Source organism: Streptomyces sp. NPDC058052, assembly GCF_042885515.1.
Classification (GTDB): domain Bacteria; phylum Actinomycetota; class Actinomycetes; order Streptomycetales; family Streptomycetaceae; genus Streptomyces.
The window spans coordinates 256,267-281,974 of the sequence record NZ_JBHVRX010000008.1 but is presented as its reverse complement, the minus strand read 5'-3'; the positions used below and the strand labels follow the sequence as shown (position 1 = coordinate 281,974).

The following is a 25,708-nucleotide window of genomic DNA, read 5'->3' as shown; positions in this document are numbered from 1 at the left end:
GGTCCGGGGGGGGGGGGGGGGGGGGGCGGCATTGCCCCCCCCCCCCCACCACCCCCTCTTCCGCTGTTCGTCGGGGACGGGCTACCGCTCGCGGGCGGTCCAGAAGCCCGCCGTGGGGTCGCTGAGACGCGTCGGGGCGAGGCCCCGCGGCCGGCCGCGTGGATTCTTGTCGGGGGAGACGGACCGCTCCGGCCGCTGCCGTCCCTGGGCGGCGGCGCGCAGCAGGTGCTCGACGGCTCTGGAGCGGTTCGCGAGCCTGAGCCGTCGACCGCGGTGCGGCCACCAGTCCAGAGCGTTGAGGAGCGCGGAGTCACAGAAGGTGACCTGGGCCGTGTCCAGGACGAGTCCGGTGCAACCGTGGTCGGCCGCCGAGGCCATCAGGGCCCGTAGCGGGCCGACGCTGTGACAGTCGACCTCGCCGGCGAGGTGGACGACCAGGGTGCTGCCGAGGGTGGTGCAGGAGACGACGACTATCTCGCCGGGCGCGGCGTCCGCGCCCGAGTCGTGCACGACAGGAGGGGCGGGGGTGTCGAGAAGAACGGTCAGTATCGGAGCTGTGCTTGCGGTACTCACGCCCACCCCAACGCCGTCCGCCCATCGCCAGGCACGCCCCCAGTCCTCCGTTCACCCCAACTGACCAGCAACGATCCCCGAAAAGAGGGAAATTCTCCCCCCATGGGATCCGCCGTGCGGGCAGGGGGGCCGAGGCATCGGCACGCGTGGCCGTGGGCGCCCGCGGGTCGCGTTCCGGGAGCTGCCGGCGGGTGCTGATCGGGACCCGGGCCCAGCCGGCGGCGCCGAACCCCCGAGCTCCCGCCGAGGCGAGGCGAGGCGAGGCGAGGCGAGGCGGTCAGCGGTCGGTGATGCGTACCCGCAGCTCGTACCGGGCGCCGTGGCTGATGGCTGCCGCCTGGTCTTCGAGGTCGGCACGGGTGAAGCCGAGGAGGGCGACGTCGGCGGCCGCGCGCAGGAGCGGCAGGATCTCGGCGGCGGGCCGGCCGTGGTGTGTGGCCGCTATGTCGGTGAAGGCCCGCTGGTAGGAGGTGGCGCTGCCGCGCGCGCTGTCGGTGAGCAGGCGGTGGACGTCGGCGGAGGGGATGGAAAGGGTGCCCATGGCGGTCTCCCGCGCGGTGGTGGCCCGGCCGGTCCGGGCCCTCGATTCGACGGTAGGACGCGGGTCTGACATCGATGCGCGGAGCGGGTGCCGGTCGTCGTGGTCCAGGGTGCGGCAGGGGGGACCGGAGCATCGCGCGGCGGGTGCCGGAGGAGTGCTCCGGCAGGGTGTGAGCAACGCGTCAGTGGCACGTAAGGGCCGTGTCAGTGGCGTCTGCGAAGGTTGTTCTCAGGAACAAGCCCGGCGGACGCACCGGGTGGCTTCTGGAGAGGTGCCCGGAGTGGTTTATCGGGGACCGGAGCTCAGGCTCCACGGTCGGGTCCATCGGGCCCGCGCAGGTTCGAATCCTGCCCTCTCCGCAGAGGAACGCAAGAGCTCCGGGGGACGATCTCCCGGCGGCCAAGCCCGCTCCGGAAGACGTCTCGGCGACTTCCGGAGCGGGCTTCGTCCGTCTGCTGTCACGGTCGGCGTGGTCCGCGACGACACCGACCGGCCACCGGCGGGCGTCGCTGGGACCGTGACGCACGGGCGCCGCTTCACTCGGTCCGCCCCCCTCCCGTCAGAGTGGCGCGGAGCAGGGCCGCCTCCTCGTCGAGGTGGCGGAGGAGTGCCTCCAGGGCGGGGGTACGGGTGCGGTGGGCGGCCTCGGTGACGCCTACCGTGCGTCCGACGGAGGGGAGCTCGACGGGCAGGGCGGCGAGGTGCTCGTCGTCGCGGAGGACCAGCTCGGGCAGGAGCGCCACCATGTCGGTCTGGAGCAGCAGCGCCCGCATCGTCAGGATGGACGTGCACTCGACCCGGTCGGCGGGGAGCGAGAGGCCCCGGTCGACGAAGAGGGCGGCCAGCTCCTGCCGCAGGGCGGTCTGTTCGACGGGCAGGATCCAGGGGTGGCCGAGGGCGTCGGTGAGCGTGACCTCCGGACCGCCCCCGCCGCTCTGCCGCGCCCCCTCCAGCAGCGGGTGCCCGGCCCGTACCGCGAGGCGGATGGGTTCGCGGTAGAGCATGCGCTGGCGGACCCGCTCACCCCCCTCGCCATCGCCCGAAACGGCTCCCACCCGCCCGACGATCACGTCGAGCTCGCCGCCGAGCAGCGCGGGGTGGAGGACGTCCGGAGTGCCCTCCCGGACCACGACGGTGAGCCGGGGGCGCTCGCGCTTCAGCCGGGCGACGGCGCGGGGGAGCAGGACGTTCGCCCCGGCGAGCAGGGTGCCGACGGTGACCGTCCCGTCCCGGCCCTGCCGCAGTCCGGTGAGGTGCTCCTCGGCGCGCCGCACCTCGGCCACGACCGCGCGGGCGTGGCCGACGAGCGCCTCGCCGTAGACGGTGGGGAGCATGCCGCGCGGGACGCGGGTGAAGAGCGGCAGCTCCGCGACCGCCTCCAGCTCGCGCAGGGTGCGGGTCGCGGCGGGCTGGGTGAGGTGCAGCGATTCGGCGGCGCGGACGACGCTCCCGTGCTCGTACACCGCGATCAGCAGGGTCAGGTGCCGGAACTTCAGCCGGCCGTCCAGGAGGTCCATCGCCCAGGGCTCCTTCCGGGGGACGCGCGGGGCGGAAGGGCCCGGCGCCGGTGCCTCCGGACGCCCGCCACCCCCTGACATACCAGGTTCGCTATACCTCTCTCGTCGATCGGCATTGGATCGGCATAGCTGAGTGGGCGCACTATACCGGCACGCCCCGGGGGCGAGTTTCGGACAGTCCCCGGCTCAGCAAGGGAGGTCTGCACAGTGAGTTCACCCGTGCGGCATTACGTAGGAGGCGGGTTCGACGCGTCCGGCGTGCCGTTCCCGCTGGTCGACCCGGTCACCGGGCGCGTCGTCGGCGAGGTGCCGGAGGCGTCCCGGGAGCTGGTCGACCGGGCGGTGGGCGCGGCCCGTGCGGTGCTGCGCGGGCCGTGGGCCGCGTGGAGCCCGGCGGAGCGGTCGCGGCTGCTGCACCGGATCGCCGACGGCATCGAGCGGCGCTCCGAGGAGTTCACCGCCGCCGAGTGCGCCGACACCGGCAAGCCCCGCGAGCTGGCCTCGACGGTCGACATCCCGCGCGCGATCGCCAACTTCCGCGCCTACGCCGACCTCCTGACCGGCCGCCACGAGCGCGCCTGGAACACGCCGACCCCCGACGGGCGCGGCGCGCTGAACTACACGGTGCACAAGCCGCTCGGCGTCGTCGCGGTCATCTCGCCGTGGAACCTCCCGCTGCTGCTCCTCACCTGGAAGGTCGCACCGGCCCTGGCCGCCGGCAACGCCGTCGTCGCCAAGCCGTCCGAACTCACCCCCGGCACCGCCTGCCTGCTCGCCGAGGTCATGGCGGAGGCGGAGGTCCCGGCGGGTGTCTTCAACCTCGTGCACGGACGGGGCGCGGACGCCGCCGGCCAGTGGCTGACCGAGCACCCCGGCGTGGACGCGGTCGCCTTCACCGGCGAGTCCCGCACCGGGACGACGATCATGCGGGCGGCGGCGGCGCGGCTGGCACCGGTCTCCTTCGAACTCGGCGGCAAGAACGCCGGGCTCGTCTTCGCCGACGCCGACCTCGACGAGGCCGTGGCGGGAACTCTCCGCTCCTCCTTCACCCACAGCGGCCAGGTCTGCCTCTGCACCGAGCGCGTGTACGTCGAGAGGCCGGTCCTCGACGCGTTCGCGGCCGCCCTCGCCGCCGGGGCGAAGGAGCTCACCGGCTACGGCCCGATGATCTCCGCCGCCCACCGCGACAAGGTCCGCGGCCATCTCGAACGGGCCGCCGCCGACGGCCAGGTGCTCGCCGGCGGGGGAGTCCCGCACTTCGGCGACGCCCGCGACGGCGGCTTCTGGGTCGAACCCACCGTGCTCACCGGGCTCCCCGAGGACCACCCGGCGGTTCGCGACGAGATCTTCGGCCCCGTCGTGCACCTGGCGCCGTTCGACACCGAGGAGGAGGCGCTCGCCCTCGCCAACGCCGGTCCGTACGGGCTCGCCGCCACCGTCTGGACCCGTGACGTGCGCCGGGCCCACCGCGTCGCCCCGGCCCTCGACGTCGGCATCGCCTGGGTCAACACCTGGAACCTGCGCGACCTGCGCACCCCCTTCGGAGGGGTGAAGGCGTCCGGCATCGGGCGCGAGGGCGGCGACCACTCGCTGGACTTCTTCTCCGAACCGATGAATGTGTGCGTGAAGCTGTGACGCGTGTGCGTGAAGCTGTGACGACGACCCACGGGACGACGATCCCGCACGCGACCGAGGCGGTGACGGCCGCCGCCGACCGCCTCGACCGGGCCCGCCGGGCCGGCGTCCCCTGCGACCCGGTGCGTGACCTCCTGCCGCCCGGGGACCTCGACGCCGCCTACGCCGTCCAGGCCCTCCTCACCGGGCGCCGGCTCGCCGAGGGCCGCCGGATCACCGGCTGGAAGGTCGGACTCACCTCGGCCGCCGTCCAGCGGCAACTCGGCGTCGAAACGCCCGACTTCGGTGCCCTCCTCGACGGCACCGCCGTCCCCGACGGCGCGGAGCTGCCCTGGGGCGCGGTCCTCCAGCCGAAGGCCGAGGCCGAGGTGGCCCTCGTCCTGGGGCACGACCTCGGCCACGAGCGGCACACCGTCGCCGACGTGCTCCGGGCGACCGCCTTCGCGCTGCCCGCGGTCGAGATCGTCGGCAGCCGCGTCCGCGACTGGGACATCACCGCCGTCGACACGGTCGCCGACAACGCCTCCAGCGGCGCCTACGTCCTCGGCACCCGCCCCGTGCTCCTGCGCGACCTCGACCTGCGGACCGCGGGGATGGTCCTGGAACGCCGCGGTGAACCCGTCTCGACCGGCGCGGGCGTCGCCTGCCTCGGCAACCCGCTGCACGCCGCCGTCTGGCTCGCCGACACCCTCGTCCGCCTCGGCCGGCCGCTGCGCGCCGGGGACACCGTCCTGACCGGCGCGCTCGGCCCCATGGCCGAAGTGGCCCCCGGCGACGTCCTGGAGGCCCGCATCGACGGACTCGGCTCGGTGCGCGCGGCCTTCGGCCCCGCCGGCCCCGAAGGAGACGCCCGATGAACCCGACCGCACTCGCCGAACGGCTCGACGCCGCCGCCCGCGACGCCCGCCCGCTCCCCGGTGGCACCACCGGCCTCGCCGCGGCCGACACCGACGCGGCCTACGCCGTCCAGGAGGCGCTGGTCGCCCTCCGGCTCGCCCGCGGCGAACGGCCCACTGGCGTCAAGCTCGGCTTCACCAGCCTCGCCAAGATGCGCCAGATAGGCGTCGCCGACCTCATCCACGGACGGCTCACCGACCGGATGGAGATCCCGGACGGCGGACGCCTCGACACCGCCGGCCTCATCCACCCGCGCGTCGAACCCGAGATCGCCTTCCTCCTCGGGGCGGAACTCGTCCCCGGCGGTGACCCGGCCGCCGCGGTCGCGGGCGTCGCCCCGGCCCTGGAGGTCATCGACTCCCGCTACGACGGCTTCCGCTTCTCGCTGCCCGAGGTCATCGCCGACAACACCTCCGCCGCCGCATACGCCACCGGCCCCTGGACCCGGCCCGAGACCCTCGGCGGCCTCCGCGCCCTCGCCAACCTCGGCGTCGTCCTCGAACTCGACGGCCGCCCCGCCGAGACCGGCTCCACCGCCGCGATCCTCGGCGACCCGCTGCGCGCCCTCGCCGCCGCGGCCCGGCTCGCCGGCCCGCTCCCCGCCGGGACGGTGATCCTCGCCGGCGCGGCGACCGCCGCCGTACCGCTCCCGCCCGGCACCCACGTGCGGGCCACCGTCGCCCGGCTCGGCGCGGTCCACCTCACCACCGGGGAGGCGAAGTGATCGTCCCCGGCGCGGCCCCGCCGCGCGGCCGCTTCCCGCACCTGCGGCGCGCGGGCGACCTGGTCTTCGTCTCCGGCACCAGCTCCCGCCGCCCCGACGGCACCTTCGCCGGCGCGAGCGCCGACCCGATGGGCGTCACCGATCTCGACATCCGCGCCCAGACCCGGGCCGTCCTCGACACCATCGGCGATCTGCTCGCCGCCACCGGCGGAAGCCTCCGCGACCTGGTGTCGGTCACCGCCTACCTCGTCAGCATGAACGACTTCGGCGGCTACAACGAGGTCTACGGCGAGTACTTCGACGAGACCGGACCGACCCGGACCACCGTCGCCGTCCACCAGCTGCCCCACCCCCACCTGCTGATCGAGATCAGCGCGGTGGCCCACCTCCCGCACGACAAGGACACGCACCGATGAACCTCAGACCGTTCAACCTCCAGGCGTGGATCGAGGAGCACCGCCACCTGCTCAAGCCGCCCGTCGGCAACGTGCAGATCTGGCAGGACGCCGACCTGATGGTGACGGTCGTCGGCGGCCCCAACCGCCGCACCGACTTCCACGACGACCCCATCGAGGAGTTCTTCTACCAGCTCAAGGGCGACATGGTCCTGCGTGTCATGGAGGAGGAGGGCAGCCCGCCGCGCGACCTCCACATCCGCGAGGGCGACGTCTTCCTCGCCCCCGCCCACCTCCGGCACTCCCCACAGCGCCCCGAGGAGGACAGCATCGGCCTCGTCGTCGAGTTCGCCCGCCCCCAGGGCCACCGCGACGCCTTCGAGTGGTACTGCGTCGCGTGCCACCACCTCGTCCACCGCAGCGAGGTCCAGCTCACCTCCATCGTCGACGACCTGCCGCCCGTCTTCAGCGCCTTCTACGCTGACGAGGCCGCCCGCACCTGCGGCCACTGCGGCGCCCTCCACCCCGGCAAGGACTGGCCCGAGGAGCTCCGCCCCCGCACCCGCCGCGACGGGGCGGACGGCGCATGACCGTCGTCGACATCCACGCCCACGTCTTCCCCGAGATCGGCCGCGCCGAGGCGCGCCGCATCACCGGCAGCGACGACGCGCCCTGGCTGCGCACCACCGACGGACCCGGCGCCGGGATGATGATGGCCGGCGCCGCCGAGTACCGCCCGGTGCGCCGCACCCTGTGGGACCCGGCCGAACGCGTCGCCGACCTCGACCGGCTCGGCGTCGACGCCCAGGTGCTCTCCAGCACCCCGCTGCTCTTCGGCTACGGACTCGAACCCGACCGGGCCGCCGACTGGTGCCGCACCGTCAACGCCCACCTCCTCGCGTACGCCGCCCACGCCCCCGACCGGCTCGCCCCGCTCTGTCAGGTCCCCCTCCAGGACACCGAGGCCGCCTGCGAGGCCGTCACCGAGGCGATGCGGCAGGGGTTCCACGGCGTCCACATCGGCAACCACCTCGGCGACCGCGACCTCGACGACGGCGCGCTCGTGGAGTTCCTGGCGCACTGCGCGCACGAGGACGCGGCCGTCCTCGTCCACCCGTGGGACCTGCCCTCCGGACCCCGCCACGCCCGGTACATGCTGGCCTGGCTGGCCGGCATGGCCGGAGAGACCCACCTGACGATCCTCTCGCTCATCCTCTCCGGCGCCTTCGAGCGGCTCCCGGCCTCGCTGCGGCTGCTCTTCGCGCACGGTGGCGGCAGCTTCCCGTACCTGCTGGGCCGGGCCGACAACGCGTGGCACCGCCGGGACATCGTCCGTGCCGACAGCCCCCGGCCGCCGTCCGCGTACACCGACCGCTTCTCCGTCGACTCCGCGGTCTTCGACCCGCGCGCGCTGCGGCTCCTCGTCGACGTGATGGGCGCGGAGCGGGTGCTCCTCGGCTCGGACCACCCCTTCCCGCTCGGGGAGGAGGCCATCGGCCGGCTCGTCCGCGAGAGCGACCTCACCCCCCAGGAACGGGCCGCCGTCCTCGGCGGCAACGCCGTCCGCTTCTTCGGACTGACCCCGAGGCTCAAGGAGGCCGCGCGGTGAAGGCAGCCGTCATCGGATCGGGCAACATCGGCACCGACCTCCTCATCAAGATCATCCGGGGTGAGGGGCACGTCACCGCCGCCGCCATGGCCGGCGTCGACCCCGCCTCGGAAGGACTCGCCCGGGCCCGCCGGCTCGGGGTCCCCACCACCTCGGACGGCCGGCTCACCATGGACGGCGTCCGTGACCGGGTCCGCGCCGTCCTCGCCCCGGCCACCGAGATCGGCATCCACGCCCACCACCACCTCGGCCTGGGCATCGCCAACAGCATCGTCGCCGTCGAGGCCGGCGCCCGCGGCGTCGACGCCTCCCTCGCCGGACAGGGCGCCGGTGCCGCCCCCTCCACCGACATCACCGACGCCATCGGCACCCCCGTCCCCTCCGCACCCGGAGCCCTCGCATGACGCACGACCTCACCGCACGCGCCGCCGCCCTGGACGCCGCCGACCCGCTCGCCGACGTCCGGGACCGCTTCCTCCTCCCCGACGACGTCGTCTACCTCGACGGCAACTCCCTCGGCGCCCTGCCCGCCGCCGTCCCCGCCGTCGTCGAGGACGCCGTCCACCGCCAGTGGGGGACCGACCTCATCCGATCCTGGAACGCCAACGGCTGGTGGGACGCTCCCGTCCGCACCGGCGACGCCATCGGCCGGCTGGTCGGCGCCGCCCCCGGCCAGGTCGTCGCCGGTGACTCCACCAGCGTCCAGCTCTTCAACACCCTCCTCGCCGCCGCCCGGCTCCGCCCCGGCCGCCGCCTGCTCCTCACCGACCCCGACCACTTCCCGACCGACCAGTACATCGCCGACTCCGTCGGCCGGCTCCTCGGCCTCGACGTGCGCCGCGTCCCGGCCCGCGACGCCGCCGCCGTGCTCGCCGCCGAGGGCGGGAACGTCGCCGTCGCCGCGTACGCCCCCGTCGACTACCGCACCGGCGAACTCCACGACATGGCCGCGCTCACCGCCGCCGCCCACGCCGCCGGCGCCCTGACGCACTGGGACCTCTGCCACGCGGCCGGCGCCCTCCCCGTCGAACTCGACGCGATCGAGGCCGACTTCGCCGTCGGCTGCGGCTACAAGTACCTGTCGGGCGGACCCGGTGCCCCCGCCTTCGCGTACGTGGCCCGCCGCCACCAGTCCGCCTTCGACCACCCCCTCACCGGCTGGCACGGACACGCCGAGCCGTTCGCCATGTCGGGCACGTACACCCCGGCCGCGGACATCACCCGGGCCCGCGTCGGCACCCCCGCCCTGCTCTCCCTGCTCGCCCTGGAGGCCGCGCTCACCGCCTTCGACGGCGTCGAGATGAAGACCGTCCGGGAGAAGAGCCTCTCCCTCACCGGCTTCTTCCAGGAGTGCGCCGACACCCTCCTCGACGGCCTCGGCTTCACCCCGGCCACCCCGCGCGACCCCGGCCGGCGCGGCAGCCAGGTCGCGCTGCGCCACCCCGAGGCGTACCCCCTCGTCGCCGCGCTCACCGCCCGCGGCGTCATCGGCGACATGCGCGCCCCCGACCTGCTCCGCTTCGGCTTCAACGCCCTCTACGTCACCCACGCGGACGTCCTGCGCGCGGTGCGCGAGCTCCGCGACATCGCGGTCACCGGCGCCCACCGGGCCCCCGAGTTCCGGGCGCGTCCCACCGTCACCTGACAGCCCCGCCCCCTCGGCATCCGTCGGCCACCCCCGCCCCCGCTTCCCCCGCAGCCCCCGAGAGGAACGTCCATGCGTCTCACCCGCAGGAACACGGTGCTCGCCACCGTCGTCGCGGCCGCCGCCACCGCCACACTGCTCGCCCCCGGAGTCTCCGCCACCGCCGGCACCACCGCGACCGCGGCCACGGCCGCCACCGCCACCGCCGGCGACCCGGACGTCCGGGACGTCTGCGCCGACCGCCGGCCAGAGCCGGCCGACCCCGGCGCGTACGGGATGCAGCTCGACGGCACGTTCCGCCACCCCTCCCTCACCCCGGTCGACGAGGAGTCCGACCACCCCTTCCCCGGGCGCGCCGACCAGTACGACACCCGCGCGTACATCAAGAACATGAAGGTCGAAGCCGCCTACGAGGGAACCGACTTCACCCCCGACTACTTCCACACCTGGCAGAACGTCGTCGACTTCCACGGCCGCCGCTACCTCTTCCAGTACGACCGCTCCGAGGGCCGCGTCTACGACATCACCGACGTCAAGAAGGTCAAGGTCGTCGAGACGCTGAGCCGTGAGGACGTCGACGGCGACGAGACCCGCGCCAACGGAGACTGGGCCGCGCACGACTACTGGGGCGCCTCCACCATCCAGTGGAACCGCAAGCTCGGCGCGTACGTCATGGTGCAGAGCTTCGAGAGCAAGCGGCAGATCTCCGAACTCTCCGACCACCCACCGCTCGACAAGTACAACAACCCCGACGGCGTCCGGAAGCTGCGCGCCAAGCCCGGCCTCAAGGGGTTCAAGGTCTACCGCCTCGACGGCCCGCGCAAGAAGGACTGGAAGCTCCTCGCGACCGTCTCCACCGACGCCACCCAGAAGGACGCGCTGCGCAGCGACCCCGCCGCCGCCCAGCAGGGCTCCGGCTCCATCGACGTGCCGTACTGGACCGGCGACAAATACATGTTCATCGCCACGGCCCCCGACGACACCTACTCCGGCACCGAGTACCCGACCAACCTGCACTCGGCCGGCTACCAGTCCTGGGACATGTCCGACCCTGCCCACCCCAGGCTCCTCGGCACCTGGCACCTGCCGGGCCAGCGCACCGACGAGGACGCCGCCTACCGGAAGAACCCGCGCTGCGGCAACCGCACCAGCTGGATGGGCGCCCGGATGCCGCTCTTCCTCCCCAAGCCCGTGGAGAAGGGCGGGCGTTACGCCTTCGCCGCGATGGGCGGGTACGGCCTCACGGTGCTCGACGTCTCCGACCCCGCGCACATGCGGACCGTCGGCCACCTCGACCTGCCCGCCTCGGTCGCGGGCACCGAGGGCGACAACATCGACGTCTCCCAGTACGAGAAGACCGGGATGATCTACTACTCCGGCTACCCGCTGACCGAGGACTGTTACGAGCCCTACAAGGACGTCTACCAGATCGACGTCCGCGACCCCGCCCGGCCGCGCGTCGTCGGAACCCTGCCCCGCCCCGTCCCGCCGAAGGCGTCCGGCCTCACCGACTACTGCCAGCGGCGCGGCAGCTTCGGCCCCAAGCGCACCGGCTACTACACCAACCCGGGCCAGCACGACGCCGGACTCCTCGGCTACGGGTTCTACAACGCCGGCGTCCAGTTCTTCGACGTCTCCGACCCGGCCGCCCCGGAGATCTCCGCGTACTTCGTCCCCAAGGCGTACGGCCGGGACACCGCAGAGTACGCGTACGGCAACCAGACCCACGGCGTCTACGTCGAGTGGGACCGCAACATCGCCTGGGCGCTGACCAACCACGGCATCTACGCCCTCTCGTCGAAGGTCCTCGGCAAGCCCGATCTCGACGCCCCCGCGAAGCCGTTCCGCACCAGCGAGTTCTGAGCAGCGCCCCTGGGGGCGTTCCTCCTCGCTCTCCGATCCCCAGGGTTCTGAGCAGCGCCACCGGGGACGCCCCCCGTCCCTCCCCGATCCCCGCCCTCCCCGCGCAGAAGGGTCACACCGCCATGACCGCATCCAGCGAATCCGCACCCCCCGCCCCGCCCGCCGACGGCGGCGGAACCGACGCCGACGCGGGCGCCAGACCGGCGCCCGGAGGCGAGGGTGGCCTGGTCCGCTCCCTCACCCACCGCCAGACCACCATGATCGGGCTGGGCTCCGCGCTCGGCACCGGCCTCTTCCTCGGCTCCGGATCCGCGATATCCGTCGCCGGACCCGCCGTCATCGTCTCGTACGTCATCGGCGCGGTGCTCGTCGCGATCATCGCCGTCCTGCTCGGCGAGATGTCCGCCGCCCACCCCGTCCAGGGCTCGTTCGGCACCGTCGCCCACCGCTACCTCGGCCCCTGGGCCGGCTTCCTCAGCCGCTGGCTGTACTGGTTCAGCGCCGTCGTCGTCATCGGCACCGAGGTCGTCGCCTCCGCGCTCTACATCCGCTGGTGGTGGCCCGAGGTCCCGATGTCGGCGGCCATCCTCGTCATCGCGGCGGTGGTCCTCGCCGTCAACGTCATCAGTGTGAAGTCCTTCGGCACCACCGAGTTCTGGCTCTCCACCGTCAAGGTCGTCGCGCTCTGCGCCTTCATCCTCTGCGCCGCCCTGCTCGTCGTCTTCGGCCTGCCGGACACCGAGGCCACCGGCTTCGCGCACCTCACCGGTGACGGCGGTTTCCTCCCGCACGGGGCGAGCTCCATCTGGCTGGCCATGTCGATCGTGATGTTCGCCTACGCCGGCTTCGAGGTCGTCGCCATCGCCTCCGCCGAGGCGGCCGACCCGCAGCGCACCATCCGCACCGCCATGCGCCAGCTGGCCTGGCGCCTCGCCTTCTTCTACCTGCTCTCCATCACCCTCGTCCTCGCCCTCATCCCGTGGCGGACCCTGGCCGGCGGCGACGGCAGCGTCGAGTCGAGCCCGTTCGTCCGCGTCTTCACCGAGGTCGGCGTGCCGGCAGCGGCGACCGTCACCAACGCGGTCGTCCTCATCGCCGCCATGTCCGCCGCCAACGCGCACCTGTACGGCGCCTCCCGGCTGCTCCACTCCCTCGGCGGCGACGGCCTCGCCCCCGCCCCCCTGGCCCGGCTCAGCCGGCGCGGCGTCCCCGCGGCCGCCCTCGCCGCGTCCACCCTGGGCATCGCGGTGGCGGCGCTGCTCGCCTTCTACGACGTCAGCGGCCTCTTCGGCATCCTGATGTCGATCGCGATCTTCGCGGTGCTCCTTGTGTGGCTGCTGATCCTCGCCTCGTACGTCGCCTTCCGTCGCCACCGGAACGCGCACCCGGAGGAGTTCACCGGCTTCAGCGTCCCCGGCGGCGACAAGCTCGCGATCGTCGCCACGGTCGGGGTCCTCGCGGTGGCGGCGACGGCGGTGGAGGTACCCGACATGCGGCAGGCCGCCGGCATCGGCCTCGCCTTCACCGTCGTCCTCCTCGCCTGTTACGCCCTGACGGCCCGGCGCCGCCGCCCGTGACCCGCGCTCCCACCGCCCAGGGGCCGTACCGCACCGACGCGGCACGGCCCCTGGGCCTTGAGCACGACGCAGGGCGACAGACCAGCCCGCGCCGGTGTCAGCTGCCGGTCGGCATGTGGGCCGGGGCGAGGTGGTGGGCGAGCTGGGTGGGGTGGGTCAGTTGGGGGTAGTGGCCGGCCCCCGGGATCTCGGTGACCGGTAGGCCGACGGGCTCGACCAGGGGGTCCTCCGAGCCGACGACGATCCGGACCGGGACGTCCACCCGGGCCGACAGCGTCCGCCACCGCCCGCGCTCGGCGTCGGCCGCGCGCAGGGACGCGGCGACGCGCCGAGCCACGCCGGGACGCCGCAGATCGGCCGCGGCGCTCCGTACCTCCGGTCCTTCGGGGACGCCGAGCGTCCGGGCCAGTCGAGGGGCCGGCATGCGGCGCAGGATCGGCGCGGCCAGGGGCGAGCGGGAGAAGCGTGAGGCGGGCGCCTGCAGGAACGCCGGGGAGACCAGGACAAGTCCGCCGACGCGGTCCGGGTGGTCGGTGGCGTAGCGGAGGGCGGGCCCGCAGGCAAGGGAGTGCGCGACCAGCACGGGGCGGGTCCGCACCGGGCCCATCAGATCGGCCAGCCACGCGTCGACCGGCTGCGCCGAGGGGGCCGAGCGTCCGAGGCCGGGAAGGTCGGGGGCGAGGACCGGGCCGGGAAGGCGGGCGGCGAGGGGCGCCCAGAGGTCGGCGTTCATCGGCAGGCCGTGCAGCAGGACGTGGGAGGGGTGATGCCGGTCGCCGGTCACCCAGGTCGGACCGCCCGCGACGGTGTGGAAGCCGTACGGGCGCTGCCAGGGCGAGGCGGAGCCGAAGCGGGCGGCCACCAGGTCGTCGGCCCAGGCGCGCAGGGCGTCGGCCGCCGGAGGCATCTCCAGTCTGGTGCTCGCGGCGAAGGCGTGGGCGGAGGCCGTCGGGTAGCGGTCGGCCGACAGGAACGACAGCGTCTCGGGGTCGGCACCGGTCAGGCGTCGCGGCAGCCGCCGGAGCACGCTCGCGGGGATGGTCCGGCGGGGTGCCCGTACACCCATGTGGGCGGCCATCGTGCCGATCAGGTCGGGCAGGAGGGGGGTGTCGTCGTCGAGCACCCAGTAGTGCTCGCCCGCGGGCGACGCGGGGATCTCCGCCAGGAACCGTACGAGGTGGTCGATGGTCGTGATCGGCAGGAAGGTGTCGGAGCCGCCGGGCAGCACGGGGAGCCGGCCGTTCCACAGGTCCTCGACGAGGGTGGCCAGCCCGACGTACTGGCCAGGGCCGATCACGGTGCTGGGATTGGCGATGGTCAGGGGGACCGACAGGTCCTCGGCCCGGGCCCGTACCGCGAGATCGGCCTCGGACTTCGACGCCTCGTAGGCTCCCAGGCGGGCGTAGTCGGGGTGGCCGTCGGCGGAACTCACCCGGTACCCGCTGATGTGCACGAGCCTGCGCAGCCGGGGCAGCGTGGCGGCCCATTCGAGGACGTTGAGCGCACCGGTGACGTTGACCGACCGCGCCTCGCGTTCGCCGAGCCCGAAGGCGAAGCGGCCGGCGGCGTTGTAGACGTCCCGGACGTCGGGCAGTTCCGTCAGCGGCCGGGTGATGTCGGCGGTGACGATCCGGAGCTCGTGGATGTCGACGCCCTGGGACGTCAGCCAGGGGGTGAGGGTGTCGTCGCGTACGGCCGCCGCCACGCGCTGGCCCCGGGTGAGCAGTTCGGCGACGAGGGAGCGGCCGATGAAGCCGGTTGCGCCGAAGACGATCGCGTCCATGGAACTCCTCGAATAGATCGGTCTACATATTTTTGGGGCAGTGAAAAGCCCGCCGGTGACGGCGGGCCGTGTCAGCCGACCAGGGCGCCGATCTGGCGGGCGACCCTGTCCAGAGGCTCCTTGCTGCGGTGCGTCCGGGCCAGCAGGAGCGCGCCCTCGGCGAGGGCCAGGATGGTGACCGCGAGGTCGTCGGCGTCAGGGTGTCCCGCCAGCCGTGCGCGCAGAGCCCCCTCCCATGAGGTGTACACCTCCGAGCACGCCTGCTGCAGCGGGTCGTTGGTGCTGGCCGTCTCCAGTGCGACCGTGGCCACCGGGCACCCCTTGCGCCATCCCGACTCCTCCAGCCGCTCGCCCAGGTGGCGCAGGACCGCCCCGACGAACTCCGCCACCGAGGTGCTGGTGTCCGCGAGGGTCTCCAGGTCGCCGCCGATCACGCGGCCGGCCCGCCGGACGGACTCGCCGACCAACTGGTCCTTGCCGCCGGGGAAGTGGAAGTACAGCGAACCGCGTGGCGCGCCACTGGCCGCGATCACCTGGTTGAGCCCGGCGCCGAGGTACCCCCCGGTCTCGATCAACTCCTGCGTCGCGTCCAGCAGTCGGTCCCGCGTCTCGGCGCCCTTCAGTCCCATGAGTGCCACTGTAGACCGATCTACATATTCTCGCCATCGTGAGGCACCCGCCGATGCGGGCGACGCACCCGCGGTAACGGGTGCCCTCCGCGTCCGTCCGCGAGGGTGTGCGCCTGATTCCCCGGGCGAGGGTTCCGTCACGGTCGTGGCGGGCGGCGTGCGAGAGTGATCACTCAGGCATGTCGGCCGACGGCAGGTCGGCCGGCGATGAGAGCGAGGAGCGCGTGATGGCCCTGGAGCGACCGGAGATCGATTTCCCTCGGGGTCGTCCGTCCCCCTACCTGCACATCGAGGACGTGACGGTCGGAGACGGGGCCGAGGCCACCAAGGGATCCGTGGTGTCGGTGCACTACCTCGGAGTGGCCCACTCCACCGGCGAGGAGTTCGACGCCTCGTGGAACCGCGGTGAGCCCTTCGCGTTCACCCTGGGCGGGGGACAGGTCATCAAGGGCTGGGAGATGGGGGTGCGGGGCATGAAGGTCGGTGGCCGGCGGAAGCTGGTCATCCCGCCCCACCTGGCCTACGGCGACCGCTCGCCGTCGCCGGCCATCAAGCCGGGCGAGACCCTGGTCTTCGTGGTCGACCTCCTCGCGGTCGGCTGACGCCCCGGCCGCGCCCTCCGGGGCGGGTCCCCAGGTCCTCGTGGGCAGCGGGGAATCCGCCCTCCGCCACGGGAGCATCCCTGGTGCCCCGCCCGCGGCGAGGCGACGGAGGACCGCGTCGACGGCGAGACCGGCACCGTCCTTGGAAGGCCGGATCCCCGGGCGGATCGCACCGGAACGGACAGGGGCCGGGTGGCGGCCGGACTGCTCGGCGCAGTCCGGCCGCACCCGCTCGCGCCGTTCCTCACCCCGCCGGCCCGTCCCCCAGGCTGATCGCCCGGACGGGACAGGCGCGGGCGGCCTCGCGCACCAGCGTCGCTCCCGCTCCGTCCTCGCGGCCGGGCAGGACGGCGCCGAAGCCGTCGTCGTCCTGGGTGAAGACGTCGGGGGAGACCAGGGCGCACTGGCCCGCTCCCATGCAGAGGTCGGGGTCGATGGCGATGCGCACCGGTGGGGTTCCCTTCGTCGTGGAGCCGGGGGCGGGCCGCGCCGGGGCGCTCACCAGGAGACGGGGAGTTCGAGCATGCCCTGGATCGTGTCGCCGGGCTTGAACGGGATCTCCTCGGCGGGCGCCGCCAGCCGCAGTCCCGGCAGCCGCCGCAGCAGCGTGCCGAGGGCGATCTCCAGCTCCGCGCGTGCCAGGTTCTGGCCGAGGCACTGGTGGATGCCGAAGCCGAAGGCGACGTGGTGCCGGGCCGTGCGTTCCCAGTCGAGTGCGTCGGGGTCGGCGTAGACCGAGCCGTCGCGGTTGATGAGGGAGGTGGAGAACACCACCCCGTCACCCGCGCGGATGACCACCCCGTCGGTCTCCACGTCCTCGCGGGCCACGCGCAGCATCCCGTCCGCGATCGACAGGAACCGCAGGAGCTCCTCCACGGCGATGGGCAGAAGCCCGGGATCCGCGCGGAGCTGGGCGAGCCGCTCGGGGTGGCGCAGCAGCGTGTACGCCCCCAGGGAGATCATGTTCGCGGTGGTCTCGTGCCCCGCGACGAGCAGGATCGTCGCCAGCTGCACCAGCTCCTCGCGGTCGGGACCGCCCTCCCGCTGCTGCCGGGCGACCAGGTCGTCCAGGACGCCTTCGCCCGGCCGGGTGCGCTTGCCGTCGATGAGGTCGCCGAGATAGCCCTCCAGCTGGGCGAGCGCGTCCTCGATGTCCTCGCCCGCCGGACCGCGGAGCAGCCGGCGGGACTGCTCTTCGAAGAAGTCGTGGTCCTCGTACGGCACGCCCAGCAGGTCGCAGATGACGATCGAGGGCACCGGCAGCGCGAACGCGCTCACCAGCTCGGCCGGCGGACCGGCGGCCTCCATGGCGTCGAGCAGCCTGTCCACGGTCGCCTGGATCCGGGGACGCATGCCGTCCGTGCGCTTCAGGGAGAAGCTCGGGATCAGCATCCTCCGCTGGACGTTGTGCTCGGGATCGTCCCAGCCGAGGAGCGCGGCACGCCGGCGGCTGCGGATGGCTCGCGCGCGTTCCGTGGGGATCGGGAAGTCGGGGCGGGTGGAGTCGGTGGACAGGCGCTGGTCGGCCAGCAGGGCCCGGGCGGTCCGGTGGCCGGTGACGAACCACACCTCCCGGCCGTCCCAGAGAGTGACCCGGGAGAGGGGGCGGTCCTCGCGCAGGGGGTCGTAGGCGGCCGGCGGGTGGTAGGGGCAGGATCGGCTCTGGGGAAAGGCGACGGCTTCGTCCGTGGTCGTCATCTGGGAACCTCGCAGACGTCGGGTCGTTGGCTCCGGCGGGGGCGCCACCTCCACTACATGCCTCAGGCATCTATCCGGTCTACGCGGAGTTCGGCCAATCCGCCGGAACGGGTGGCACCGTTCCCCCGGGCGGCGTGCGACGGCGCCCGCGCGCGACGGCCGGGCGCGCGACGGCGGGGCGCGGCCCGCCCCGGCGGACCGCGGCCGCCCGCACGCCGCCGCGACCCCGCTCCGTCGCGCAGGGCGCGCCGGGCCGGGGGATCCTGGGGGCATGGCTGGCGCGTTCCCGCGACGGCCCTCGACCGCCTACCGGACGGCGGGGCGGAGGGCGCTGCGGGTCACGATCGCCGCGTCGGCCGGGTTCTACGTCCTCCTCTACGGCTTCGGCCGGCCGGTCGGCGCGACGTACGCCCTGTTCGGCGCGATCGCCATGGCCGGGCTGTCGCACCTCCCCGGCTCCGGGCGCCAGCGGGCCGCACTGCTGCTCGGCGCCGTGCCGGTGTGCTGGGCGCTGATCACGCTGGGCACCTACCTGTCCGTGCGGACCTGGAGCGCCGTCGTCGGCATGCTGGTCGTCGGGTTCGCGCTCGCCTTCATGGCGGTCGGAGGACCAAGGTTCGCGGGCGCCGCCACGGGCCTGCATCTGATGTACATCCTGCCGTCGTTCCCGCCGTACGCCCCCGGTTCGCTGGGCGAACGGCTGGTGGGGGCGACGCTCGGGATCGCCCTGCTGATCGTCGCGGAGCTGACGCTGCTGCCCGAGCCCGCCGCGCTGCCCTACCGCGAACGGGCCGCCCGGGCCGCCGACGGCGCGGCGCGCTGCGCGGAGCGGCTGCGCTCGGCGCCGTACACCCTTCCGGAAGCCCTGCGCGGTACGGCCCGCACGCTCAGCACGGAACTCCGCTCCTCCCAGGTCCCGGAGGCGGAACGGCCGGCCGGAGCCGGTCTGCGCCAGCGGGCGCTGGCCCACACGGGCCTGGCCGCGCGCACCCTGCTCGGCCGGCTGGCGGCACTGCCACCGCCCGCGGAGGGGCCGGATTGCTCCGCCGGTGCCGGACCGGAGGCGGGTGCGCCAGGCGTGGCGGTCGAGGTGGTCGCGGCGGACGCGACGGAGGACCCGGACGCGCTGCGGGCGGTCGCGGAGGCGGCGAAGGAGACCGCCGCCCGGCTGCGGGGCGGAACCCCGGACGGCCGGGCCCACGCCCGTCTGCGGCAGGTCCGCCGGGCGCTGACCACGGCCGAGGACGCCCTGCCCGCCGCGCAGCGCCGCACCGCCGCGCTCCTGGAGGTGACGGACGCGGCGCTCGCGGTGTCCACCGCGGCCGACCTCGCCGTGCGGGGCCGGGCCGCCGCCACGCCGGTGCCCGGCCGGTTCTGGTACGCGGGGATGCGGGCCCCGCAGTTGTGGTGGCGGCGCCTGTCGGGCCACGTGGGCGGCCGGTCGGTGTTCTTCCAGAACGCCGTACGCATCAGCCTCGCCCTGGCCGCGGCCCGGCTGATCGCCGGCATCGACACGCTCCCGCACGGCTTCTGGGTCCTCCTGGCCACCCTGACGCTGACGCGCACGACGGTGCGGGAGACCCGGACGACGGTACGGAGGGCGCTCACCGGCACCCTCGCCGGCGCGCTCGTCGCGGCCTCCCTGCTGGCGCTGGTCGGGACCGACATCGAGGTGTACGCGGTGGCTCTGCCTCCGTTGATGCTCGTCACCTTCACCCTGGGGCCGGTGAAGGGCGTCGGCTGGTCCCAGGCGTTGTTCACGGTCGTGGTCGCCCTGGTCTTCGCCCAGCTGGCGCCGGCCACCTGGCAGCTCGCCGAGTTCCGGCTGCTCGACGTGGTCACGGGCAGCGCGATCGGAGCGGTGTTCGGACTGCTGGCCTGGCCGCGCGGCGCCCACGACGAGCTGCGGCGCTCGGTCGCGGTGCTGCTGCGGATCGCCGCGGAGATCGTCGTGGCCACGACGGACCGGGTCGCGGCGGGCGGCCGGCGCGCACCGGTGCTCACCGCGCCCGGCAGCCGGTCGCTCCAGCACGCCCTGGTCATGGCGGAGTCGGCGTACGCCCAGTACCGGAGCGAGCCGGCCGGCCCGGATACGCCGCCCGCCGGCCAGGACTGGCAGGCCGCGCTCATCGCAGGACACCACACGCTCTGGGGCGCCGACCGACTGCTCGTGCCCCCGGAGCCGGTCGAGGTTCCCCCGCTGGGCAGGCGGGCGGCCGCGTCCGTCGTCCGCGCGGGCGACCGGGTCGCGGCCCGGATGCTGCTGACCTCCGCCCGCACGGACCCCACCGGTGACACCGCGGAGACACCGCTCCCGCTCCCCGGCCCCACGCACCCCGGCCTCTTCACCGACGCCCCGCCGGGCGCCCCGCACGCGTACTACGCGACCATGTCGTGGCTGGCCTCGCTGACGGCGGATCTGGTGCGCCTCGCGGGAGAGCCGGGGGCCGCGGACACCACCACGGAGCGAGGGTGACGGCCGGAAGCGGGGCGGGGGCGGGCGGCCGGAACTGAGACGGAAGCGGGGCGGGGACGGATGGGTGAGCCGGGGGCGGGGGCGGACGGCCGGTTGCGGCGCCGCTAGGAGCGGGCACCATGGAACCCGGGGAGATCACCAGGGGGGATCGCGCCTCGGCCCGGGGCACCACACACTGGAGTGTCCATGACGCAGCTTCCCCCGCCCGTCACGCCTTTCCTGGAGCCCGCCGCGAAGGAGCTCGCCGAGGCGACCGACCCGCACCCGCGGATCTACGAGGTCCCGCCGGAGCAGGGCAGGGACATCCTCGCCGGTCTCCAGAGCGGCGAGGGCGTGCCGCGGCCGGAGGTCGACGAGGAGTGGGTCGACGTGGACGCGGGGGAGTGGGGCACGGTGCGCACCCGTGTCATCCGGCCGAAGGGCGTCACGGGTCCGCTGCCCGTGGTCTTCTACATCCACGGGGCGGGATGGGTCTTCGGCGACGACAGGACCCACGACCGGCTCTTTCGCGAACTCGTCGTCGGAGCCGGGGCGGTGGGCGTCTTCCCGGTGTACGACCGCGCGCCGGAGGCGAAGTACCCGACGCAGGTCGAGCAGAACTACGCGGTGGGCCAGTGGGTGCGGAAGAAGGGCGCGGACCACGGGATGGACGTCTCACGGGTGGCGGTCACCGGTGAGTCGGTCGGCGGCTGCATGTCCGCCGTCTTCGCGCTGATGAACAAGGAGCGTGAGGACGGCCTCGGCCTGAAGGCCCAGGTACTGCTCTACCCGGTGACCGACGCCGACTTCGACACGCCGTCCTACCTGCAGTTCGCGGAGGGGTACTACCTGACCCGCGACGGCATGAAGTGGTTCTGGGACGCGTACACGACCGACCCCGCCGAGCGGAGGCAGCACTACGCCTCCCCGCTGCGGTCGACGCTCGAACAGCTCCGGGGCCTGCCCACCACCCTGGTCATCACCGACGAGGCCGACGTCCTGCGCGACGAGGGCGAGATGTACGCCAACAAGCTCCGCGAGGCCGGTGTCGACGTGACCTCGGTCCGGGTGGCCGGCATGGTCCACGACTTCCTGCTCCTGGACAGCCTCCGCGACACCCGCGCGGCGAACGTGGCCCGCCGGCTCGCCGTCACCGCGTTGCACGACGCGCTCCACGGGAGCTGATCTCCGCCGGGCGGTCCGTGCGTCCGTTCGGCCCTCTCCCCGCCGAGGCCGGTCATGGACCCGCTCCGGGCGGGGCAGTGTGGCCGGTGTGCTCTTCCTCGCCGTCGTCTTCGCCGTCCTCGGGGCGGCCAGCAACGCCACCGGCACCGTGTTCCAGCGGAAGGCGGCCGCCACCGTCCCCCAGGGCGGTGGCCTGCGGCTGATCCTCACCCTGGCGCGCCGTCCCGTGTGGCTGATCGGCATCGCCGGCGTCATCGGCGCGGCGCTCTTCCAGGCCCTGGCCCTGTCTTTCGGACCCCTGTCCCTGGTCCAGCCCGTGTTCGTGCTGGAGCTCCCGTTCGCTCTCGTCATCGCGGTGCCTCTCCTGCACCGGCGGCTGCCCGCCGCCGGCTGGTGGGCGGTGGCGGGCGTGGTGGCCGGTCTGGCCCTGCTCCTGGGCGCGGCCGCGCCGACAGGGGCCGCCACCGACGCGCCGATGACCCGGTGGGCCGTCGTGCTGACGGCCTGCCTCGGCGCGATCGGCGTCGCGGTGCTCGTGGCCCGGCGCCGCGCCTCGCTCGGCCGGGCGGTCTGCCTCGGCACGGCGGCGGCCATCGCCAACGCCCTGACGGCGGCGCTGCTGAAGTCCTCCACCGGGGTGTTCTCCGAGCATGGCCCCACCGCGTTCCTCACCAGCTGGCAGACGTACGGGTTCGCCGTCACCGGGGTGGCCGCCGTGCTGCTGCTGGAGAACGCCCTGCAGGCCGGATCCCTCGCGGCCTCACAGCCCGCGCTCACCATCGGCGACGCCGTCGTCAGTCTTCTGATCGGCGTCTTCCTCTTCCAGGAGACGATCCGCACGGGCTGGTACCTCCTGCCGGAGGCCGCGGGCGCGGCGCTGATCGTCGCCGGTGTCCTCGCCCTCTCCCGCGCCGTGGTCCACCTCCGTGAGCCGGCCCCCGCTCCGGCCCGAACCGCGGGCGGCTGACGGTCCGGGCCCGGCGTCGTACCGCTCACCGCCCGCGAGCTCGTCAGGCGTTGGCGATCACCAGGAGGGTGCGGGCGGGGGCGGAGCCCGTCAGGCGGCAGCGGTGGGGGACTTCGCCCCGGTGGTGGGCGCTCTGGCCCGCCGTGAGGGTGAGCGGGGGTTCGCCCTCCACCTCCAGGACGATCTCGCCCTCCAGGACGTAGAGGAAGTCCTCGCCGGGGTGCTCGAACCAGCCGCGTTCGCCGAGGCCGGGTTCGAAGTGGTGCTCGTACGCCTCCATCAGGGTGCTGCGGCCGCCGGGGATGAGGACCTGGGCGATCTGGCCGGCGGTCTCGCTGACGCGGATGACCTGGGGGTCGGCCTCGTGGGTCACGGTGCCGGGGCGGGCCGGCGGGCGGAGGAAGGTGCCGGGGGTGACGTCCAGGGCCTCGGCGATCCGGTAGATCGAGCTGAGACTGGGGGTGGTGAGGCCCCGTTCGAGCTGGCTGAGGAAGGGCTGGGAGAGGCCGGAACGGGCGGCGAGGACGGCCATGGAGACGCCGCGCTGCTTGCGGCAGTTCCGGACCACCCGGCCGACCTCGATGGCCTCGGGCGTGGGTTCGGGTCGAGACACGCAGGTGAACGTACCTCATCGGGCGCGGGGGGCCGGGAGGGCCGCTGACGTTTCATGCCGCCGCAACACCCCCTTCATAAGCGTCGTCAATTATTGACCCTGCTTATGAAGATGTGTGGCTGAACAAGGAGCTGCCCCGTGCGCGTCACCCCCTCACCACCCGGCCGGGCCCGCGGCAGGCTCGTGCCCGCCCTCGGCGCCGCCGGTGCCGTGCTCACGCTCTGGTACCTCCTCGCCCGGTCCGGGGCGGTGGCCCCGGGCCTGCTGCCCACGCCCGCCCAGACCGCCGCCGCACTCGCCGACAGCGCGCGCAGCGGACTGCTCGCCGCCGACCTCGGGGTCAGCCTGGCCCGCGCCGGACAGGGCTTCGCGCTCGGCGCCGTCGCCGGAGGCGCCCTCGGCTTCGCCACCGGGTACCTCCCGGGACTGTCGGCCGCCGTCACGCCGGTCGTCTCCTTCCTGCGGCCCATCCCCGCCATCGCCCTCGTGCCGCTCGCCACCGCCTGGTTCGGCATCGGCGAGACCGCGAAGCGGCTGCTCATCGCCTACGCCGTGCTCCTCGCCGTCTGGCTGTACGTCCACGACGGCGTGTCCCGCGTCCCCGTGTCCCACCTGCGGGCCGCCCGGACGCTCGGCGCCCCGCTGCACCGCAGGTTCACCGAGGTGCTGCTGCCGGCCGCCGCCCCCGCCCTCCTCGCCGCCCTGCGGTACGGGGCCTCCGTCGCCCTGCTGGCCCTCGTGGCCGCGGAACTGGGAGGGGCCGACAGCGGGTTGGCGTACCGCCTCCAGGTGGACGGGCAGTTCCTCCGGGTCGACCGGATGTTCGCGGGGCTGCTGGTGCTCGGGCTGCTCGGCGTCGCCGTCGACCTCCTCCTCGCCGCGCTCGGCCGGCGGGTCGTGCACTGGAGCGCCGCATGAGCAAGGACGTACGCCTGGAGGGCGCGGCGGTCCGCTACGGCACCGCCCGCGTCCTGGACCCGATCGACCTCGACCTGCCCGCCGGTTCGTTCACGGCCCTGCTGGGCCCCAGCGGATGCGGCAAGTCCACCGTGCTGAACCTTGTCGCCGGATTCGTACGCCCCTCGGAGGGGCGGGTGACGGCCGGAGCCGCACCGGTGCGCGGCCCCGGGCCCGACCGGGGAGTCGTCTTCCAGCACTACGCCCTCTACCCCTGGCGCACGGCCCGCGGCAACGTCGAGTTCGCCCTCAAGCGCCTGGGGCTCCCGCGCGCGGAGCGACGGCGTCGCGCCCTGGAGGCGCTGGCCGAGGTCGGGCTCGCGGACGGCTCCGAGAAGTACCCGGCACAGCTCTCCGGCGGCATGCAGCAGCGCGTCGCGCTGGCCCGCGCCCTGGCCGCCGAGCCCGAGGTTCTGCTCATGGACGAGCCCTTCGGCGCGCTGGACGCCCTCACCCGGGCCCGGATGCAGACCCTGCTGCGCGAGCTGTGGCGGCGGCGCGGCACCACCGTCCTCTTCGTCACCCACGACATCGACGAAGCCCTGGCCCTCGCCGAGCGCGTCGTCGTGCTCGGCGGCAGCCCCGGGCGGGTGCTCGCCGACCACACGGTGCCGGAAGGCACCCCCATGGCGTCGGAGCCCCCCGTGGCCCCGGTGCGGGCGGAAGCCGCGCACCTGCCGTCCGGCGGGACCGCCGCCGGCCCCGCGCCCGGGCTGCGGTCGCTGATCGCGCGCCAGCTCGGCCCGGAGTAGTACCCCCGCGTCCCTCCCGCCCCTCCCTCCTCCTGCCTTTCCCGTCGTCCCGCTTCGCTCTTCTCCGTCCCCGGAAGGACCGCATCATGCCCAGACCCCGCACCGTGGCCGCCCTCCTGTCGGTGGTGCTCGCCGGCGCCCTCGCCTCGGGCTGCGCCGCGGACCCCGAGCCCTCCGGCGGCCGGGACACCGTCTCCCTCGCCACCAGCGACCATCTCGGCGGTGCGCCCGTCCATGTGGCTCAGGAGCGGGGGCTGTGGGCCGGTGAGGGCATCGACGCCGCCGTGACCACCCAGCCGACCGGCCGGGACGCGCTCAACGCCGTGCTCGGCGGGCAGGCGCAGCTCGGCGTCGTCGGCGACCTGCCCGCCGTCACGGCCGCCCTGGGCGGGCGCGAACTGCGCGTCGTCGCCGACCTGTCCCGGTTCTCCGACTGGCGCCTGCTGACCCGCACCGACCACGGGATCACCGGGTTCGCCGCCCTGAAGGGCCGCAAGGTCGGCGTTCCGCAGGGGACCAACGTCGAGTACGCGCTCTCGCGCATGCTGGCCTCCGCGGGGCTGACCGCCGCGGACGTGACCATCGTCAACCTCGCACCGAACCAGGTCACTTCGGCCCTCGCACGCGGCGACGTCGACGCCGGGGTCACCTTCCCCAGCTTCTACGACTCCACCCGGACCACCCTCGGCGACCGGTACGCCGAACTCCCCTTCACCGGATACACCGCCCGCACGCTGCTCGTCGCCGGCCCCGAGGCGACCGAGAGGACCACGGCCGCCGTGCTCCGCGCCCTCCGGAAGGCCGAAGGCCGCCTCGCCGCGGATCCGGCCGGCGCCCGGAAGGACGTCCTCGCGCAGTCCAAGGGGGCACTCCAGGCCGGCTACGTCGACGCCTTCCAGCCCCGGTACGCGTACGGGGCCACCCTCTCGCCCGAGCTGCTCGCCCAGCTGACCGAGGAGGCCGCCTGGGCGAAGACCGCCCAGAAGCTGCCCGGATCCGCCGACCGCGCCACGCTGCTGCGGCACCTGGACCCCGCGCCGCTGAAGGCCGTGGACCCGGCCGCCGTCACCGTGCGCTGAGCCACGCGGCAT

General features: G+C 74.3%; 24 protein-coding genes, 1 tRNA gene and 1 pseudogene. 18 read left to right on the top strand and 8 right to left on the bottom strand.

Features of this window, described 5'->3' with window-relative positions; all coding sequences use genetic code 11:
- Positions 1–81: 81 nt before the first annotated feature.
- Positions 82–510 (bottom strand): STAS domain-containing protein, encoded by a 429-nt coding sequence (locus ACFVU3_RS14770; protein WP_390066267.1) that lies wholly within the window; start codon positions 508–510, stop codon positions 82–84.
- 340 nt (positions 511–850) lie between these two features.
- Positions 851–1,114, bottom strand: coding sequence for a hypothetical protein (locus tag ACFVU3_RS14765; RefSeq protein WP_390066266.1), 264 nt, complete (start codon positions 1,112–1,114; stop codon positions 851–853).
- A 265-nt stretch (positions 1,115–1,379) separates the two neighbouring features.
- On the opposite strand from ACFVU3_RS14765, the gene ACFVU3_RS14760 reads away from it, so the two are divergent.
- Positions 1,380–1,473: transfer RNA gene (locus ACFVU3_RS14760), tRNA-OTHER, on the top strand.
- Between the two features lie 177 nt (positions 1,474–1,650).
- Here the strand turns inward: ACFVU3_RS14760 and ACFVU3_RS14755 are convergent.
- Entirely contained in the window at positions 1,651–2,631 is a 981-nt protein-coding gene (locus ACFVU3_RS14755; RefSeq protein WP_390066265.1) for a LysR substrate-binding domain-containing protein, read from the bottom strand.
- A gap of 219 nt (positions 2,632–2,850) precedes the next feature.
- Between ACFVU3_RS14755 and ACFVU3_RS14750 the strand changes: the two genes are divergently transcribed.
- From ACFVU3_RS14750 to ACFVU3_RS14705, 10 genes and pseudogenes are all read left to right on the top strand, one after another.
- The gene (locus tag ACFVU3_RS14750; protein WP_390066264.1) at positions 2,851–4,266 is read left to right on the top strand and encodes a 2-hydroxymuconic semialdehyde dehydrogenase; all 1,416 of its coding nucleotides are present in this window, start codon (positions 2,851–2,853) and stop codon (positions 4,264–4,266) included.
- Positions 4,267–4,283: 17 nt separating this feature from the next.
- Positions 4,284–5,123 carry a 2-keto-4-pentenoate hydratase gene (locus tag ACFVU3_RS14745; protein ID WP_390066263.1) on the top strand — a complete coding sequence of 280 codons (840 nt, stop codon included), beginning with the start codon at positions 4,284–4,286 and terminating at the stop codon, positions 5,121–5,123.
- Positions 5,120–5,887, top strand: a complete 768-nt coding sequence (locus tag ACFVU3_RS14740) for a 2-keto-4-pentenoate hydratase (RefSeq protein WP_390066262.1) — start codon at positions 5,120–5,122, stop codon at positions 5,885–5,887. The genes ACFVU3_RS14745 and ACFVU3_RS14740 overlap by 4 nt, the downstream gene beginning before the upstream one ends.
- Positions 5,884–6,303: a RidA family protein gene (locus ACFVU3_RS14735; protein WP_390066261.1), complete on the top strand. Its 420-nt coding sequence runs from the start codon at positions 5,884–5,886 to the stop codon at positions 6,301–6,303. The genes ACFVU3_RS14740 and ACFVU3_RS14735 overlap by 4 nt, the downstream gene beginning before the upstream one ends.
- On the top strand, positions 6,300–6,872 hold the full coding sequence (locus tag ACFVU3_RS14730) for a 3-hydroxyanthranilate 3,4-dioxygenase (RefSeq protein ID WP_390066260.1): 573 nt from the start codon (positions 6,300–6,302) through the stop codon (positions 6,870–6,872). Before ACFVU3_RS14735 ends, ACFVU3_RS14730 begins: the two co-directional genes overlap by 4 nt.
- Positions 6,869–7,891, top strand: a complete 1,023-nt coding sequence (locus ACFVU3_RS14725; protein WP_390066259.1) for an amidohydrolase family protein — start codon at positions 6,869–6,871, stop codon at positions 7,889–7,891. Before ACFVU3_RS14730 ends, ACFVU3_RS14725 begins: the two co-directional genes overlap by 4 nt.
- 146 nt (positions 7,892–8,037) lie before the next feature.
- Positions 8,038–8,226: pseudogene (locus tag ACFVU3_RS14720) on the top strand (4-hydroxy-2-oxovalerate aldolase); the annotation flags it as partial.
- 65 nt (positions 8,227–8,291) lie between these two features.
- Positions 8,292–9,536 carry a kynureninase gene (gene kynU / locus ACFVU3_RS14715; protein WP_390066258.1) on the top strand — a complete coding sequence of 415 codons (1,245 nt, stop codon included), beginning with the start codon at positions 8,292–8,294 and terminating at the stop codon, positions 9,534–9,536.
- Positions 9,537–9,608: 72 nt separating this feature from the next.
- Positions 9,609–11,399, top strand: a complete 1,791-nt coding sequence (locus tag ACFVU3_RS14710) for an LVIVD repeat-containing protein (RefSeq protein ID WP_390066257.1) — start codon at positions 9,609–9,611, stop codon at positions 11,397–11,399.
- 122 nt (positions 11,400–11,521) lie between these two features.
- The gene (locus tag ACFVU3_RS14705) at positions 11,522–12,976 is read left to right on the top strand and encodes an amino acid permease (RefSeq protein WP_390066256.1); all 1,455 of its coding nucleotides are present in this window, start codon (positions 11,522–11,524) and stop codon (positions 12,974–12,976) included.
- 97 nt (positions 12,977–13,073) lie between these two features.
- Here the strand turns inward: ACFVU3_RS14705 and ACFVU3_RS14700 are convergent, their stop codons facing one another.
- A complete protein-coding gene (locus ACFVU3_RS14700; protein WP_390066255.1) occupies positions 13,074–14,759 on the bottom strand; it encodes an alpha/beta fold hydrolase in 1,686 nt (561 codons plus the stop codon).
- A gap of 71 nt (positions 14,760–14,830) precedes the next feature.
- Positions 14,831–15,388 carry a TetR/AcrR family transcriptional regulator gene (locus ACFVU3_RS14695; RefSeq protein ID WP_390066254.1) on the bottom strand — a complete coding sequence of 186 codons (558 nt, stop codon included), beginning with the start codon at positions 15,386–15,388 and terminating at the stop codon, positions 14,831–14,833.
- 227 nt (positions 15,389–15,615) lie between these two features.
- Here ACFVU3_RS14695 and ACFVU3_RS14690 point away from each other — a divergent pair, with 227 nt between their 5' ends.
- Complete coding sequence (locus ACFVU3_RS14690) at positions 15,616–15,990, top strand: FKBP-type peptidyl-prolyl cis-trans isomerase (protein WP_390066253.1); 375 nt, start codon at positions 15,616–15,618, stop codon at positions 15,988–15,990.
- 244 nt (positions 15,991–16,234) lie between these two features.
- On the opposite strand, the gene ACFVU3_RS14685 is transcribed toward ACFVU3_RS14690, so the two are convergent.
- Complete coding sequence (locus ACFVU3_RS14685; RefSeq protein WP_390066252.1) at positions 16,235–16,438, bottom strand: ferredoxin; 204 nt, start codon at positions 16,436–16,438, stop codon at positions 16,235–16,237.
- A gap of 50 nt (positions 16,439–16,488) precedes the next feature.
- Positions 16,489–17,688, bottom strand: a complete 1,200-nt coding sequence (locus ACFVU3_RS14680) for a cytochrome P450 (protein ID WP_390066251.1) — start codon at positions 17,686–17,688, stop codon at positions 16,489–16,491.
- A 271-nt stretch (positions 17,689–17,959) separates the two neighbouring features.
- Here ACFVU3_RS14680 and ACFVU3_RS14675 point away from each other — a divergent pair, with 271 nt between their 5' ends.
- From ACFVU3_RS14675 to ACFVU3_RS14665, 3 genes are all read left to right on the top strand, one after another.
- A complete protein-coding gene (locus ACFVU3_RS14675; RefSeq protein ID WP_390066250.1) occupies positions 17,960–20,164 on the top strand; it encodes an FUSC family protein in 2,205 nt (734 codons plus the stop codon).
- 186 nt (positions 20,165–20,350) lie between these two features.
- Positions 20,351–21,328 carry an alpha/beta hydrolase gene (locus ACFVU3_RS14670; RefSeq protein WP_390066249.1) on the top strand — a complete coding sequence of 326 codons (978 nt, stop codon included), beginning with the start codon at positions 20,351–20,353 and terminating at the stop codon, positions 21,326–21,328.
- 88 nt (positions 21,329–21,416) lie between these two features.
- Positions 21,417–22,295, top strand: coding sequence for a DMT family transporter (locus ACFVU3_RS14665; RefSeq protein ID WP_390066248.1), 879 nt, complete (start codon positions 21,417–21,419; stop codon positions 22,293–22,295).
- A gap of 43 nt (positions 22,296–22,338) precedes the next feature.
- Here ACFVU3_RS14665 and ACFVU3_RS14660 read toward each other — a convergent pair whose 3' ends face one another.
- Positions 22,339–22,908, bottom strand: a complete 570-nt coding sequence (locus ACFVU3_RS14660) for a helix-turn-helix domain-containing protein (protein ID WP_390066247.1) — start codon at positions 22,906–22,908, stop codon at positions 22,339–22,341.
- A gap of 138 nt (positions 22,909–23,046) precedes the next feature.
- Here ACFVU3_RS14660 and ACFVU3_RS14655 point away from each other — a divergent pair, with 138 nt between their 5' ends.
- From ACFVU3_RS14655 to ACFVU3_RS14645, 3 genes are all read left to right on the top strand, one after another.
- On the top strand, positions 23,047–23,826 hold the full coding sequence (locus tag ACFVU3_RS14655; RefSeq protein ID WP_390066246.1) for an ABC transporter permease: 780 nt from the start codon (positions 23,047–23,049) through the stop codon (positions 23,824–23,826).
- Complete coding sequence (locus ACFVU3_RS14650) at positions 23,823–24,617, top strand: ABC transporter ATP-binding protein (protein WP_390066245.1); 795 nt, start codon at positions 23,823–23,825, stop codon at positions 24,615–24,617. Before ACFVU3_RS14655 ends, ACFVU3_RS14650 begins: the two co-directional genes overlap by 4 nt.
- Before the next feature lie 86 nt (positions 24,618–24,703).
- Complete coding sequence (locus ACFVU3_RS14645; protein ID WP_390066244.1) at positions 24,704–25,696, top strand: ABC transporter substrate-binding protein; 993 nt, start codon at positions 24,704–24,706, stop codon at positions 25,694–25,696.
- Positions 25,697–25,708 lie beyond the last annotated feature (12 nt).